Source organism: Mesorhizobium sp. A556 (assembly GCF_054489545.1).
Genome location: NZ_JBTMXA010000011.1, coordinates 84,321 through 99,219, shown reverse-complemented (window position 1 = coordinate 99,219; position 14,899 = coordinate 84,321). Strand labels below are relative to the sequence as shown.

Genomic DNA, 14,899 nt, shown 5'->3' with positions numbered 1-14,899 from the left:
CCATGGCCGCCGCTAGGATGCGCCGCGCGAAATGAGAGACACAAGCATGATGCCATCGGCACGTTTCACCGACCTTGAAGGCGCTTCCGTGCTGATTACAGGCGGCGGGTCCGGCATCGGCGCGAAACTGACGGAAGGCTTTGTCCGCCAGGGCGCGAAGGTCGCCTTCATCGACATTGCCGAGCAGCAGAGCCTGGCATTATGCGACGAGATTGCCGCGGCAACCGGCAGCCGGCCGCTGCCCATCACGGCCGATCTGCGCGATGTCGCCGCCTTGCGCGCGGCGGTTCAACAGGCAGTGGCCGCGCATGGACCGGTGACGGTGCTGGTCAACAACGCGGCGCGCGACGACCGCCACGCGGCCGAAGACCTGACGCCGGAAGCCTGGGACGCCAACCACGCGATCAATTTGCGGCCGCATTTCTTCACCGCACAAGCGGTCGTGGGCGGCATGAAGAAAGCCGGCCATGGCTCGATCATCAATTTCACCTCGACCTCCTACATGCTCAATCTGGGCGACATGCCCGCCTACACCACGGCGAAAGCTGGCATTGTCGGCCTGACCAAAGGGCTTGCCGGCCGCTACGGCAAGGATGGAATCCGGGTCAACGCCATCGCGCCGGGATGGGTCGTCACCGAGCGCCAGCGCGACCTGTGGGTTACGCAAGAAAGCCTCGACCGGCACATTTCCCGCCAGGCGATCCCGAAGATGATGGTGGCCGAAGACATGGTCGGGCCGTGTCTCTTCCTCGCCTCCAACGCCTCGTCCATGCTGACGGCACAGACCCTTATCGTCGATGGAGGCATGCTGTGACGAACCGGCCGGCGATCGCCGCCGTCGACTGGGGCACCACCCGACTGCGGCTATGGCTGCTCGATGCTTCCGGCAACGTTCTGGCCGAGCGGCGCGGCGATGACGGGCTGATCACGGCAAAGGCAACCGGTTTCTACACCGTTCTCGAAGGCCATCTCACCGCCATGGCGGCACCGGCAACGCTGCCGGTCATCGTCTGCGGCATGGCCGGTTCGCGGCAGGGCTGGATCGAAGCGCCCTATGTCGATACGCCGGCGCCGATCGATGCCATCCTGAAAGGTGCGGTGCGCGTGCCGCACCAGACGCGGGACATTCGTATCGTGCCGGGCCTTGCCCAACGGCTGGCCGACGCGCCCGACGTGATGCGGGGCGAGGAGACGCAGCTTGCCGGTGCTGGCCTTCCGGCCAAGGGCCGGCATCTCGCCTGCATGCCCGGCACCCATTCGAAATGGGTCGAGGTCGAGGACGGCGCGGTCGCCGGCTTCGGCACCTGGCCGACCGGCGAATTGTTCTCGCTGCTGGCCATGCATTCGATCCTGCGCCATTCGCTCGGAGAAAGCGCGGCCCCCGTCAGCCCCGCCAATGAAGTCTTCCGGCGTTCCTGCGCGGCGGCCCTGGTCGAGGGTGGCGACGTCACGGCCAGCCTGTTTGCGATCCGTGCCGCCAGCCTGTTGCAGGGGCTGGAGCCCGGCGACGCGGCTGCCCGTCTGTCGGGCCTTTTGATCGGCGGCGAAATCGCTTCGGCCAAGCGCCGCTATGGAGCGGTGCAGGGGCCGGTCACGCTGGTTGCCTCGGGAGCGCTCGGCGCGCTCTACCACGCCGCGTTCGACCTCGCCGGACTGGCGATCCGGCAGGTCGATGCTGAAAACGCCGTACGGGTGGGCCTGTTTGCTGCCGCCCGCCACAATGGCATGATTGCAGCTACGGAAATGACCGCATGACCCAGACCGCCCCCTTTCCAAAGCTTCGGCGCGGCCTTGTCGCCATCCTGCGCGGCCTGAAGCCTGAGGAAGCCGTGGCCATGGGCCGGGCGATCTTCGAGGCCGGCATCGAGGCGATCGAGGTGCCGCTCAATTCGCCGGACCCTTTTTCCTCAATTGCCAAACTCGTCGAGGCGCTGCCTGAAACGGCGCTGATCGGCGCCGGTACAGTGCTGACCGCTGCCGATGTCGACGCCCTCCACCATGCCGGCGGCCGCCTGTTGGTCAGCCCCAATATCGATGCCGACGTGATGTGCCGGGCCGTGACGCATGGCATGGTGACGATGCCCGGCGTTTTTTCTCCCACGGAAGCTTTTCAGGCGATCCGCCTCGGCGCGTCGGCGCTGAAATTCTTTCCCGCCAGCGTGCTTGGCGCGTCTGGCATCGCGGCCATGCGCGCCTTGCTGCCTGCCGACACGCTGGTCGGGGCCGTCGGCGGCGTTTCCGACAAGGATTTTTCCGGCTACAAGGCGGCCGGCGTGTCGGTGTTCGGCCTCGGTTCCAGCCTGTTCAAGCCGGGCATGAGCGTGGACGAGGTGGCAGACCGCGCCCGCACTGCTGCAAGCGCCTGGGACGACGCGTTCAAAGCCGCCTGATGGCATCCGTGAAACCGCATCTGGCGCTGGTCTATGAACCGGAACGCGCCTGTTTCGACCGGCTGCTCACTGATGGTCACGCAGCCGAGCGTGCCGCCGAGATTTCCTCCTATCTGGCGCAGTCGAGCGATTTTTTTCCCGAATTCGATGTGCTGGCGGCAGCCTACCGGGAACGCGGAGTGACTTTCCTACCGGTTGAACTGGACGATGCCGCAAAGGCACTGGCCAGCTTCGACCCTCAAGCAACACTGGTGTGGACGCTGACCGACGGCATCGCCTATTTTCGTGGCGGCGCGGCCCCGGCGCTGGCGCGACTGAACGGCTTGCGAACCATCGGCAGCGACGATTCCCTGTTTGCACTGTGCCAGGACAAGTTCCGCTCAGGTGCTGTGCTCGGCGCGCTTGGCCTGCCGGTCCCGCGCGGCGGGTTGGCCCGTGGCGGGAAATGGCTGGTGGAGCCGCCCGCCTCGCCCGATGGCTGGTTCGTCAAGCCGAACCGGCTCGGCGCCAAGATCGGTATCTGGCCGGATTCGCGCTGCGAAAACCTCGCCCACGCGCTGGAAATCAGCCGTCGCATCTTTGCCCTCTACCGCGACGACACCATCGTGCAACCCTATGTCGCCGGGCGCAATGTGCGCGCCAGCTTTCTCGGCTTGACGCCGCAGACCGGCGCGGAAGCGCTGGGCGTCGCCTTCGTCGATTCCGGGGCCGACTTCCAGACCATGGAAGACAGTCTTGCCCTCTATGGCGCAACTGGCGAACAGGCGAAGTTCGACGGCAAATACGCCGAACCCGAACTTTTGGCCGTGGCAGCCAGCCAACCGGCGGCAGACGCCGAAATCCGCGGCATTGCCGAAACGCTGATGCGGACGCTTGGCCTGCGCGACGTCTTTTCCCTCGATTTCCGCGTCGAGCCCGACGACACCGTCCACCTGATCGAATTCGAAGTCTGCCCCGGCCTGCCCTGCTTCGATTTTCGGGCTTATTGCCGGACGCAATGGAATATGGCTCTGGCCGATGCCATGGCAGAGGCTGCCGCAAACCGCTTCGTACCCCGTTGCGGGGCCTGAAACCTGCCGCTATGGTTAGGATAATCCGGCTCGTCCTGATGCCGGCAAAAACAACAACAACCACAGGGAACGTCTGAAATGATGATGGAAAAGATCGCCTTGCGCCCGCGCTTCTGGCTCGCCGGTGTCGCCCTATCCGCGCTTCTGGTTGCCGGTGTCCCGATTGTCACCTATGCCGCGACCCCGGCCGACACGCTGGTCGAAGGCTTTGCCATCGACGACATCATCTCGATGGATCCGGCGGAAGCGTTCGAGCTTTCCACGGCCGAGGTGACCGGCAACACCTATGACCTCCTGGTGCGCCTCGACCTCAGCGACACCTCCAAGGTCAAGGGCGACCTGGCCGAAAGCTGGAGCATTTCCGACGACGGCCTGACCTACACGTTCAAGCTGCGGCCCGGCCTGAAATTCGCTTCCGGCAACCCTTTGACCGCCGCCGACGTGGCCTGGTCGTTCGAGCGCGTCGTCAAGCTCGACAAGAGCCCCGCCTTCATCCTCACTCAGTTCGGGCTGACCGCCGACAACGTCGCGGAAAAGGCCAAGGCCACCGACGACACAACCTTTGTCTTCACCGTCGACAAGTCCTATGCGCCAAGCTTCGTGCTCAACTGCCTGTCGGCGACGGTCGGTTCCGTGGTCGACAAGAAGCTGATGTCCGAGCATCTCAAGACGATGACGCCGAGCGACGACTACAAATACGACAATGACTTCGGCAATGAATGGCTGAAAACCCATTCTGCCGGCTCGGGTGTCTTCACGCTGCGCGAATGGCGCGCCAACGAAGCCGTCGTCATGGACCGCAACGACAATTATTACGGCGAAAAGGCCAAGCTGGCCCGCGTCATCTATCGCCACATGAAGGAAAGCTCCGGCCAGCGCCTGGCACTGGAAGCCGGCGACATCGATGTCGCCCGCAACCTCGAGCCGAACGATCTCGAGGCGGTCACCAAGAATAGCGACATCGTCACCACCAGCGCGCCGAAAGGCACGGTCTATTACATCAGCCTCAACCAGAAGAACGAGACGCTGGCCAAGCCGGAAGTGCGCCAGGCCTTCAAGTACCTGGTCAACTACGAAGCCATCGGCTCGACGCTGATCGAGGGCATCGGCGAAATCCACCAGACCTTCCTGCCCAAGGGCGTGCTTGGCGAACTGGACGAGAACCCCTTCAAGCTCGACGTCGCCAAGGCCAAGGAACTGCTGGAAAAAGCCGGCCTCAAGGACGGGTTTTCCGTCACCATGGACGTGCGCAGCAGCCAGCCGGTAACCGGTATCGCCGAATCCATCCAGCAGACCGCCGGACAGGCCGGTATCAAGATCGAGATCATTCCCGGCGACGGCAAGCAGACGCTGACCAAGTACCGCGCCCGCAACCACGACATCTATATCGGCCAGTGGGGGCAGGATTATTTCGACCCGAATTCCAACGCCCAGACCTTCGCCTCAAATCCCGACAATGCCGACACCGGCAAGGTGGCGACACTCGCATGGCGCAATGCCTGGGACATTCCCGAACTGAGCAAGCAGACCGAAGCCGCCCTGCTGGAAAAGGACTCGGCCAAGCGCGCCGACATGTACAAGGACCTGCAACAGAAGGTTCTCGACACCAGCCCCTTCGTCATCATCTACCAGCAGACCGAGGTGGCCGCTACTCGCAACAATCTCAAGAGCTTCAAGCTTGGCCCGAGCTTCGACACCAACTTCGTCGGGCCGATCTCGAAGGAATGATTGTTCGGAGAGCGGCGCGTGAGCGCGGTTGATTCCGAGACGGCGGCGCCCGGTGGCGCCGCCCGCAGCCTGGCGATTGCATCGGCGATCGGGCGTTTCCTGCTGATTGCGGTAACGACCTATCTCGGCCTTTTGGCGGTAACCTTCTTCATCGGGCGGATCATTCCGATCGACCCGGTGCTGGCGGTGCTGGGCGACCGCGCCAACGCCAATGTCATCGAGCGGACGCGGCGGGAAATGGGTCTCGACCTGCCGCTGATCGAGCAATTCTACATCTATGTGAAGAGCGCCCTGAACGGGGATTTCGGCATTTCGGTCCTGACCACCCATCCGGTCATGGAAGACATCCGCCGGGTGTTTCCCGCCACCATCGAACTGGCGACCGTCGGTACGCTGATCGGCACGCTGCTCGGGGTTCCGCTCGGTGTGCTGGCCGCCGTCAAGCGCGGCAGCCTCATCGACCAGATCGTGCGCGTCATCGGCCTAATCGGCTATTCGGTGCCGATCTTCTGGCTTGGCCTTCTGGGCCTGGTGCTGTTTTACGCCAAGCTGCAATGGGTGGCCTTTCCTGGCCGCCTCGACATCGTCTACCAATACACCTTCACGCCGATCACTGGTTTCTACCTGCTGGACGCGGCATGGCAGGGCCAGTGGGACGTGTTTGGCGACGCCTTCCGCCACATCATCTTGCCGGCGCTGCTGCTCGGCTATTTCTCCCTGGCCTATATCAGCCGCATGACGCGGTCCTTCATGCTGAACGAGTTGGCGCAGGAATATATCATCGCGGCCCGCGCCAAGGGCCTGTCGGAAACGCGCATCATCTGGGCGCATGCGCTGCGCAATGCCGCCGTGCCGCTGATCACCGTCATCGCGCTTTCCTATGCGGGGTTGCTGGAAGGCTCGGTGCTGACCGAGACGGTGTTTTCCTGGCCGGGGATCGGCCTCTACATCACCAATTCGCTGCAAAATGCCGACATGAACGCCGTGCTCGGCGGCACGATCGTCATCGGTTCCGTCTTCATCGCCATCAATCTTTTCTCGGACCTGCTCTACCAGGTGCTCGACCCAAGGACGAAGGCGCAATGACGATGGCCCGATATCGCCTCTGGACAGCCCCCCTCTCCGTCAACCCAACGGAAGCGTACGCATGACCGCTTCCGAAACCGCCCTTTTGTCCCGCCGCGACTGGCTCTTGTCGGAACGCCCCGCATCGCGCATGCAGGCGCGGCTCGGGCGCGCCTATGTGGCATGGCTGCGCTTTTCGGCCAACCGGCTGGCGCTGCTCGGCCTGTTCATCATCCTTGCACTGATCCTGGTCGCCGCCTTGGCCGATGTGTTGGCGCCCTACTCCGCCACCATCGGCGATCTCGCCGGCGCGCGCCTGCTGCCGCCCGGCGCCGACCACTGGTTCGGCACCGACGATCTCGGCCGCGACATCTATTCGCGCATTCTCTATGGCTCGCGCTGGACGCTTTATGTCGTGGTGCTCGTCGCCATCATCGCCGCCCCTATCGGCCTTTTGGTCGGCACGGTCGCTGGCTATGCCGGCGGCTGGCTCGACACGATACTGATGCGCATCACCGACATTTTCCTCGCCTTTCCGAAGCTGATCCTGGCGCTGGCCTTCGTCGCGGCGCTCGGTCCCGGCATCGAAAACGCGGTGCTAGCCATCGCCATTACCTCATGGCCGCCCTATGCCCGCATCGCGCGCGCCGAAACGCTGACGGTGCGTAACTCCGACTACATCAAGGCGGTGCAATTGATGGGCGCGTCGCCCTTCCGCATCGTCTTGCGCCACATCATGCCGCTGTGTATTTCCTCGCTGATCGTGCGGGTGACGCTCGACATGGCCGGCATCATCCTGACCGCAGCCGGCCTCGGCTTCCTTGGCCTCGGCGCGCAGCCGCCGCTGCCGGAATGGGGCGCGATGATCGCGTCGGGCCGCCGCTTCGTGCTCGACCAATGGTGGGTCGCCGGCGCGCCGGGCTTCGCCATCCTCATCGTCAGCCTCGGCTTCAACCTGCTCGGCGACGGCTTGCGCGACGCGCTCGATCCCCGGAGTGGTGACCAATGAGCGACACGCTGCTCGAAGTCGACGATCTGCGCGTCACCTTTCCGACGCGCACCGGCGCCATCGAGGCGGTGCGCGGCGTTTCCTTCTCGCTCGGCCGCGAGCGGCTTGGCATCGTCGGCGAATCCGGCTCCGGAAAATCCCAGACCGGCCGGGCGATCATGCAACTGACGCCACCGCAGGCCATCGTCAGCGCCAAAAAACTCGCCTTCGACGGCATCGACCTGCTTGCCGCCACCAATGCCGAACGCCGTGCGCTGCGCGGCAAGCGCATCGCCATGATCCTGCAGGACCCGAAATATTCGCTCGATCCGGTCATGACTATTGGCCGCCAGATCGTCGAGACGCTGCGCACGCATGAAAAGGTGGGCAAGGCCGAGGCGCGCGATCGCGCGCTGGCCATGCTGGAAGCGGTGCAGATCCGCGAGCCTGGCCGTGTCTTCGACCTGCATCCGCACGAGGTTTCAGGCGGCATGGGCCAGCGCGCCATGATCGCGATGATGCTGGTCGCCGGACCGGAAATGATGATTGCCGACGAGCCGACCTCGGCGCTCGACGTCACCGTACAGCTCGACGTGCTCGGCATCCTCGACAAGCTGGTCAGCGAACGCGGCATGGGGCTAATCTTCATCTCGCACGATTTGCGGCTCGTCTCCTCCTTCTGCGACCGCGTCATCGTCATGTATGCGGGCAAGGTGGTGGAGCAGTTGAAAGCTTCGGAACTCTCCAACGCCCAGCACCCCTATACGCGCGGCCTGCTCAACTGCATGCCCAAGATCGGCGACGACCGCCACCCGCTGCCGGTGCTGGAGCGCAAGCCGGAGTGGGCGGAATGACCCCGGCCCTCGCCGTCCACGATCTGGAAGTGGTCTATGACCGCTTTCGCGCACTCAGGGGCGTGAGCCTAGAGGTGAAGGCGGGCGAATCCTTCGGGCTGGTCGGCGAATCCGGTTCCGGCAAATCGACCTTGCTGCGGGCTATCGCAGGGCTGGCGCCAGTCGCTTCCGGCACCATCACCGTCGACGGCAAGAAGCTAGGCAAGCGGCGCGACAAGGAATTTTACCGCAAGGTGCAGATGGTCTTTCAGGACCCCTACGGCTCGCTGCATCCGCGCCAGACCATCGACCGGCTGTTGCAGGAGCCGCTTGCCATCCACGGCATTGCCGACGGCGAAAAGCGTATCAGCCGAGCGCTGGATGAAGTCGGCTTGGGCTCCGGCTTCCGCTTCCGCTATTCGCACCAGCTTTCCGGCGGCCAGCGCCAACGCGTGGCAATCGCCCGCGCGCTGATCCTCGAGCCGTCGATCCTGCTGCTCGACGAGCCGACCTCGGCGCTGGACGCCTCGGTGCAGGCGGAAGTGCTGAACCTGCTCGAAGAGGTGCGCCGCGCGCGCGGCCTGACCTTCCTGATGGTCAGCCACGACCTCGCCATCGTCACGCATATGTGCGACCGCCTGATGGTGATGCAAAACGGCGAAGGCGTCGAAAATCTCGAAGCCGCAGCCCTTGCCGAGCACCGCGTGACCAAGGCCTACACGCGCAACCTTTTGACCGCCAGCGCAGGCTTCGTGCGCGACGCCTGATTGCTCGACAGCGCCCCGCGCAGGCCCAATCGCTCGGTTGCGGTGAGGGCTTGAGCAAATGCCGGAATAAGCCGACAAGGGGATGAGCACACTGCCCGTCCAGACAATTTTCGCCCGAAGAGGTAAAGATGAAAAACGCCGCCATATCCGAACGCAAGAACCAGTCGATTTCGCGCGGCGTCGGCATGACCACGCAAATCTACGCCGACCGCGCCGAAAACTCGGAAATCTGGGATGTCGAAGGCAACCGCTACATCGACTTTTCCTCCGGCATCGCGGTCGTCAATACCGGCCACCGCCATCCGAAGGTGATCGCGGCGGTCAAGGCGCAGCTCGACCGCTTTACCCACACCTGCCACCAAGTCGTTCCCTACGAAAACTATGTGCATTTGGCCGAACGGCTGAACGCCATGTTGCCCGGCAAGTTCGAGAAGAAGACGATCTTCGTCACCACGGGCGCGGAAGCGGTGGAAAACGCCATCAAAATCGCGCGCGCCGCCACCGGCCGTTCGGCCGTCATCGCCTTTGCCGGCGGCTTCCATGGCCGCACCTTCATGGGCATGGCGCTGACCGGCAAGGTCGTGCCCTACAAGGTCGGCTTCGGCGCCATGCCGGGCGACGTGTTCCACGCGCCGTTCCCGGTGCCGCTGCACGGCGTGACGGTCGCCGATTCGCTGGCGGCGCTGGACAAGCTGTTCAAGGCCGACGTCGATCCGGGCCGCGTCGCCGCCATCATCATCGAGCCGGTACAGGGCGAAGGCGGCTTCTACGAAGCGCCGCGCGAGTTCACCTCGGCGCTGCGCAAAATCTGCGACCAGCACGGCATCCTGCTCATCGCCGACGAGGTGCAGACCGGCTTTGCCCGCACCGGCAAGATGTTCGCCATGGAGCACCACGATGTCGCCGCCGACATCACCACCATGGCCAAGAGCCTGGCCGGCGGTTTTCCGCTTTCGGCGGTGACCGGCCGCGCCGAACTGATGGACGCGCCGGGACCGGGCGGCCTCGGCGGCACCTATGCCGGCAATCCGCTGGGCGTGGCGGCGGCGCATGCCGTGCTCGACGTGATCGAGGAGGAAAAGCTGTGCGACCGCGCCAACATGCTAGGCAACCGGTTGAAACAGCGGCTGGATTCGCTGCGGGCGGACGTGCCCGAGATCGTCGATATTCGCGGCCTCGGCTTCATGAACGCGGTCGAGTTCAACGACGTGAAAAAGGGATTGCCCTCGGCCGAATTCGCCAATGCGGTCCGGCTGAAGGCGCTGGAAAAGGGCCTGATCCTGCTCACCTGCGGTGTCTATGGCAATGTCATCCGCTTCCTGGCCCCAATCACCATCCAGGACAGCGTAATGACCGAAGCGCTGGATATTCTGGAGGCGTCGATTCGCGAAGCGCGGGCCTGAAGGCCCCGCCACCGAGACCCGTGCTTCTTCGTTGCCACGCCCTGCATTCGCAGTCTGGCCATTTCAAAGAGCAGACCTCTTGTCCAAGAGGTCGGAAAAACGGGCGGCCGCACGGACGCTCGTTTTAGTTAGATATGCGCCCTTGCGGCCGCCCGTCCGGCTTTGTCTCCGAATCGTCCGCCGGGATCGCCCGTAGCCGGGAACGGCAAAAGTGCCTTTCCGGACGACGGCCCAGCGCTGAACGCTGAATTGAGCCGGCAACCCCGAAGGGCAGGCCGACCTTTGATGAAGCCGCCATCCATGCGAACTTTCCAGGTCCGTCCTCACAGCCACGTTAGCCGCGAAGGCGGAAGCCGGTTCCTCCCCACACAATCACCGTCGCGACCGGCGTTCCCATGGGAGAAACTGCCGGCGATTATGCGGGGAGGAAAAAGGGTGTGGATATAATTTTTCGAGGTAGCGCCACCCTGTTGGAGGGAACGCCTTCAGCTTCCCACCTCGGGCCCCGCTTCTTTTTCGAGCCGGTAGCGGAAGTTGCAGTGGCTGGCGCCTTCCATCAGCGTTTGCGTGCGTTCCAGCTTGATGTTCGGATTGTAGCCGGCGCAGAAGACGCCGTCGCGGTTGCAGGACAACAGATGCCCGATATGGCCCAGCCCCATTTCGCGATAGGTTTCCGCATAGCGGCAGCGAAGGACGTTGTAATCGAACTCGGTATCCGTCGCCTTCACGACGTCGATAACCAGCGCGTCGTCCTGCGTCCACAATGCCTGCAATTCCTGAAAGGTCCGCAGGTTCGTACCGCCCGGCGTCTTGTCGGCAAAGCTTTTGCCGGCAGCTATGGCCGCCTTGCGGATAGCCTGATCCAGGATGGATTGCGCCATCTCCTCACCGAGACGGGCGCGCATTTCCTCGTAGATCGGCGCGATGATGCCGGCTTCTATCCTGCGCCGCGCGAGAATGCCGATCTCGCCGGCAAAAGCCACATTGGTTTCCGCTTCCGCGCCGTCGCATGTTCCTGCCACCGAAAATTCCTTTCTTCGCGGCGTTCACCGCCAACCGGAGCAGCATACGCCCCCCCGAGCGCCGGTCATCCAGACAAAGTTGCGTAAAACGCCCTATTCGCCGTAGGGCACCCATATGTTTTTCACCTGATTTGCCCGGCGCAGATAGTCCCTTCCCTGCCCTTGCCGCGTGTCCATCCAGTCGCGCTGGCGACCATGGTTGACCCATGTCGCCTTGAGATTGCCGCTGGACGCCTTCTCCACCATGGCTCTGCCTTCCTTCGAACCGACATACCAGAGCGCGGCGACTTCGTCGTGCTCGGCCAGCGTCCTGGCCAGCAGATCGCGCTCGCCGGTGACGATGTTGACGACGCCCGCCGGCACGTCGGAGGTGTCGAGCACCTGATAGAAATTGGTGGCAAGCAGCGGATGCCGTGAAGAGGGAATGGCGACAACGCGGTTACCCATGGAAATGGCCGGTAGCACCAGCGAGACGAAGGACAAAAGCGGCAGTTCGTCCGGGCAAACGATGCCCATCACCCCCCATGGCTCGTTCATCGCCAGCGTCACATGGCGCGATTTGGTCGAATGCACCGCGCCGTCATATTTGTCGGACTGGGCCGCGTAGTAGAAAATGCGGCGCACGGTCGTGGCGAATTCTTGCGCGGCCGCTCTTGCCGAAACGCCGGTGCTTTCCACCAGCAGCGCCTCGAATTCCGCCTGCCGGGCGGACAGGTTCTCGCCCAGATAATAGAGCACCTGCGCCCGGTTGTGCGCGGTGACGCCGCTCCACGAACCGGCCTTGGCGGCTGCCTCTACCGCGTTGCGGATGTCCTTGCGGCTGCCGATGCCGGCCTGCCCGATGATCTTGCCGCCCTTGCCTGTGACGGAGTAGCTGGTGCCGCCGTCGGGCCGCGCTTGTTTGCCGCCGACATAGTTCTTGGCGGTGCGGTCGATGGCGCCCGAGGATGCCACTTCACCGCCCGGGGCCGCCGATGGCTTGAACGGCTGTTCGGCCTTGGCCTTAGGAAGCCGCTTTTCCCAATCCGCCGCCAGATATTCATAGAGCCCTTCGCGGCCGCCCTCGCGCCCGAAACCGCTTTCGCGATAGCCGCCGAAACCGGCGCCCGCATCGAGCAGGTTGGTCGAGTTGATCCAGACGACGCCGGCCTTGATCCGTGCCGCCATGTCGAGCGCGAGATTGATATTTTCCGACCAGACCGAGGCGGCGAGGCCGTAGGGCGTGTTGTTGGCGAGTTGGATCGCCTCGTCGGGCGTGCGAAACGTGGTTGCGGTGGCGACCGGTCCGAAAATCTCGACCTCGCACACCGTCGATGCCGGCTCGACATCGGTGAAGAAGCCCGGCGCGAAGAAATTACCCTTGGCGGGGAGCGTGACCGGGGCTTGCCATAGCGTGCCGCCTTCGGCCTTGCCCTGTTCCACCAGCGCGGTGACGCGCTTCAACTGGCCGGCCGAGACGAGCGCGCCGACGTCCATGGACTTGTCGAGCGGATCGCCGACGCGCAGCGTTTCCATGCGCTTGCGCAGCTTTGCGTAGAACCGCTCGGCGATGCCTTCCTGCACCAGAATGCGCGAGCCGGCACAGCAGACCTCGCCCTGGTTGAACCAGATGGCGTCGACGACGCCTTCAACCGCGCCGTCGATGTCGGCGTCCTCGAAGACCAGGAAGGGCGACTTGCCGCCGAGTTCCAGCGACAGTTTCTTTTCCGATCCGGCCAGTTGTTCGCGGATGATGCGGCCAACCTCGGTCGAGCCGGTAAAGGCTACCTTGTCGACGCCTTCATGGCCGCAAAGGGCAGAACCCGTCGCGCCGTCGCCGTTAACGATGTTGACGACGCCGGCCGGCAGGCCGACCTCGCGGCAGACTTCCGCAAAGGCGATGGCGGTCAGCGGCGTCAGTTCGGCCGGCTTCAGCACCACCGTGTTGCCGGCGGCAAGTGCCGGCGCGATCTTCCAGGCCAGCATGAGCAGCGGGAAATTCCACGGAATGACCTGCCCGCAGACGCCGACCGGCGAAAACCCCTCGAATTCGGTTTCCACCATCTCGGCCCAACCGGCATGGTGGTAGAAATGGCGGGCAGCCAGCGGAATATCGATGTCGCGGCTTTCGCGGATCGGCTTGCCATTGTCCATCGTTTCCAGCACCGCGAAAAAGCGCTCGCGCTTCTGGATATGGCGGGCAATCGCATAGAGATATTTTGCGCGTTCGTGGCCGGGCAGCTTCGACCATTTGCCGAAGGCGGCCCGAGCGGCCTTGACGGCGGCATCGACATCGGCGGCGGTGCCCTGCACGACCTTGCCCAAAACGGTTTCATTGGCGGGATTGATGACGCGGAAGGTTTCGCGGCCTTCGACGCTTGTGAATTTGCCGCCGATGAAATGACCGAAGCCTTGGACATGAGCGTCCAGCCAGTGCTGGACCTCGGTGTTGCTCTCGGGTGCGGGGCCGTAGTCCATGGTGCGAAGAATGTCCTTGATCTGTCCCATCGATGCCTCAGGCAAGCGCGTGGCGCGAGGACGCCGCATAGCGCCCCGTCACGTAATGTTCGAGCTGGCGTTCGATATCCGCCAGCATGGAACTGGCCCCGAGCCGGAACAGGCTTGGCTGCAGCCAGGGCAGGCCGAGTTCCTCCTTCATCAGGATCAGCCAATTCAGGGCGTCCTTGGCGGTTTTCATGCCGCCCGCCGGTTTGAAGCCGACGGTTTGGCCCGATAATTCGCCGTAATCGCGCAGCGCGCGCAGCATGACGAGGCCGACCGGCAGCGTCGCGTTGACCTCTTCCTTGCCGGTCGATGTCTTGATGAAATCCGCCCCCGCCTGCATGGCGACCATGGCGGCGCGGTAGACATTGCGCAGCGTGTTGAGGTCGCCCGTTCCAAGGATGGTTTTCAGGTGCGCCTCGCCACAAGCCTCGCGCATGCTGGCGATCTCGTCGTAAAGCGCTGTCCAGTTCTGCGTCAGCACATGCTCGCGGGTGATGACGATGTCGATTTCGCTGGCGCCTTCGCCCACCGCATAACGGATTTCCGCCAGACGTTGCGGCAGCGGCGTCAAGCCGGTCGGGAAGCCGGTGGCGACGGAAGCGACGGGAATACCCGAGCCTTCAAGTGCTTTCACCGCATGCGGCACCATGGTCGGGTAAACGCAGATCGCGCCGGTGGTGATGTTGGCGTCAGCGAGGCCCAGCGCCGCCAAAATGTCTTCGCGGATCGGTCGGCGCGCCTTGGCGCACAGGCGGCGCACCCGGCCGGCCGTGTCGTCGCCGGCCAGCGTGGTCAGGTCGATGCAGGTAATCGCTTTGACCAGCCACGCGGCCTGATATTTCTTCTTGACGGTGCGGCGGGTGGTCAGCGTCGTAGCGCGGCGCTCGGTCGCCGAGCGGTTGACCGCGACGTCCTCGAACCAGTCCGGCAAAAGTTTCGTGCCGGCGTTGCGCTTGTGGTCAAAGCGGCCTTCCGGCTTGCCGGCCGCAATAGAAATGTCCATCGCCGGCCCTTTCCGTCCAAGACTGCGATGCAGGTTGGAAACTTTACATTCGCTACAACTATGTTGCGCGATCGTCGCGATGACAAGGGCAATGGTGGCTGGTGCAATAGTCGCTGCATGGCCGGCCGCCTGTGCGCCACCGCCGA

At 63.9% G+C, this 14,899-nt stretch carries 13 protein-coding genes; 10 read left to right on the top strand and 3 right to left on the bottom strand.

Features of this window, described 5'->3' with window-relative positions; all coding sequences use genetic code 11:
* The first annotated feature begins 46 nt into the window (after positions 1–46).
* The 10 genes from ACX3P0_RS19620 (at position 47) to ACX3P0_RS19575 (ending at position 10,244) form a co-directional block, all read left to right on the top strand.
* Positions 47–814: an SDR family NAD(P)-dependent oxidoreductase gene (locus tag ACX3P0_RS19620; protein ID WP_459091121.1), complete on the top strand. Its 768-nt coding sequence runs from the start codon at positions 47–49 to the stop codon at positions 812–814.
* Complete coding sequence (locus tag ACX3P0_RS19615; protein ID WP_459091119.1) at positions 811–1,755, top strand: 2-dehydro-3-deoxygalactonokinase; 945 nt, start codon at positions 811–813, stop codon at positions 1,753–1,755. Before ACX3P0_RS19620 ends, ACX3P0_RS19615 begins: the two co-directional genes overlap by 4 nt.
* The gene (locus tag ACX3P0_RS19610; RefSeq protein ID WP_459091117.1) at positions 1,752–2,390 is read left to right on the top strand and encodes a 2-dehydro-3-deoxy-6-phosphogalactonate aldolase; all 639 of its coding nucleotides are present in this window, start codon (positions 1,752–1,754) and stop codon (positions 2,388–2,390) included. Before ACX3P0_RS19615 ends, ACX3P0_RS19610 begins: the two co-directional genes overlap by 4 nt.
* Entirely contained in the window at positions 2,390–3,460 is a 1,071-nt protein-coding gene (locus ACX3P0_RS19605; protein ID WP_459091115.1) for a D-alanine--D-alanine ligase family protein, read from the top strand. The genes ACX3P0_RS19610 and ACX3P0_RS19605 overlap by 1 nt, the downstream gene beginning before the upstream one ends.
* A gap of 78 nt (positions 3,461–3,538) precedes the next feature.
* A complete protein-coding gene (locus ACX3P0_RS19600; protein ID WP_459091113.1) occupies positions 3,539–5,188 on the top strand; it encodes an ABC transporter substrate-binding protein in 1,650 nt (549 codons plus the stop codon).
* A gap of 18 nt (positions 5,189–5,206) precedes the next feature.
* On the top strand, positions 5,207–6,274 hold the full coding sequence (locus tag ACX3P0_RS19595; protein WP_459091111.1) for an ABC transporter permease: 1,068 nt from the start codon (positions 5,207–5,209) through the stop codon (positions 6,272–6,274).
* Positions 6,275–6,335: 61 nt separating this feature from the next.
* Positions 6,336–7,262 carry a nickel transporter permease gene (gene nikC, locus ACX3P0_RS19590; RefSeq protein ID WP_459091109.1) on the top strand — a complete coding sequence of 309 codons (927 nt, stop codon included), beginning with the start codon at positions 6,336–6,338 and terminating at the stop codon, positions 7,260–7,262.
* A complete protein-coding gene (locus ACX3P0_RS19585) occupies positions 7,259–8,095 on the top strand; it encodes an ABC transporter ATP-binding protein (RefSeq protein ID WP_459091107.1) in 837 nt (278 codons plus the stop codon). Before nikC ends, ACX3P0_RS19585 begins: the two co-directional genes overlap by 4 nt.
* Positions 8,092–8,841: an ABC transporter ATP-binding protein gene (locus tag ACX3P0_RS19580; protein ID WP_459080808.1), complete on the top strand. Its 750-nt coding sequence runs from the start codon at positions 8,092–8,094 to the stop codon at positions 8,839–8,841. Before ACX3P0_RS19585 ends, ACX3P0_RS19580 begins: the two co-directional genes overlap by 4 nt.
* A gap of 128 nt (positions 8,842–8,969) precedes the next feature.
* The gene (locus ACX3P0_RS19575) at positions 8,970–10,244 is read left to right on the top strand and encodes a 4-aminobutyrate--2-oxoglutarate transaminase (protein WP_459091105.1); all 1,275 of its coding nucleotides are present in this window, start codon (positions 8,970–8,972) and stop codon (positions 10,242–10,244) included.
* Between the two features lie 485 nt (positions 10,245–10,729).
* Here ACX3P0_RS19575 and ACX3P0_RS19570 read toward each other — a convergent pair whose 3' ends face one another.
* The 3 genes from ACX3P0_RS19570 to deoC form a co-directional block, all read right to left on the bottom strand.
* Positions 10,730–11,266: an L-2-amino-thiazoline-4-carboxylic acid hydrolase gene (locus ACX3P0_RS19570; protein ID WP_459091103.1), complete on the bottom strand. Its 537-nt coding sequence runs from the start codon at positions 11,264–11,266 to the stop codon at positions 10,730–10,732.
* Positions 11,267–11,359: 93 nt separating this feature from the next.
* Positions 11,360–13,753, bottom strand: coding sequence for an aldehyde dehydrogenase family protein (locus ACX3P0_RS19565; RefSeq protein ID WP_459091101.1), 2,394 nt, complete (start codon positions 13,751–13,753; stop codon positions 11,360–11,362).
* Between the two features lie 7 nt (positions 13,754–13,760).
* The gene (deoC, locus tag ACX3P0_RS19560; RefSeq protein ID WP_459091099.1) at positions 13,761–14,753 is read right to left on the bottom strand and encodes a deoxyribose-phosphate aldolase; all 993 of its coding nucleotides are present in this window, start codon (positions 14,751–14,753) and stop codon (positions 13,761–13,763) included.
* Positions 14,754–14,899: the final 146 nt, after the last annotated feature.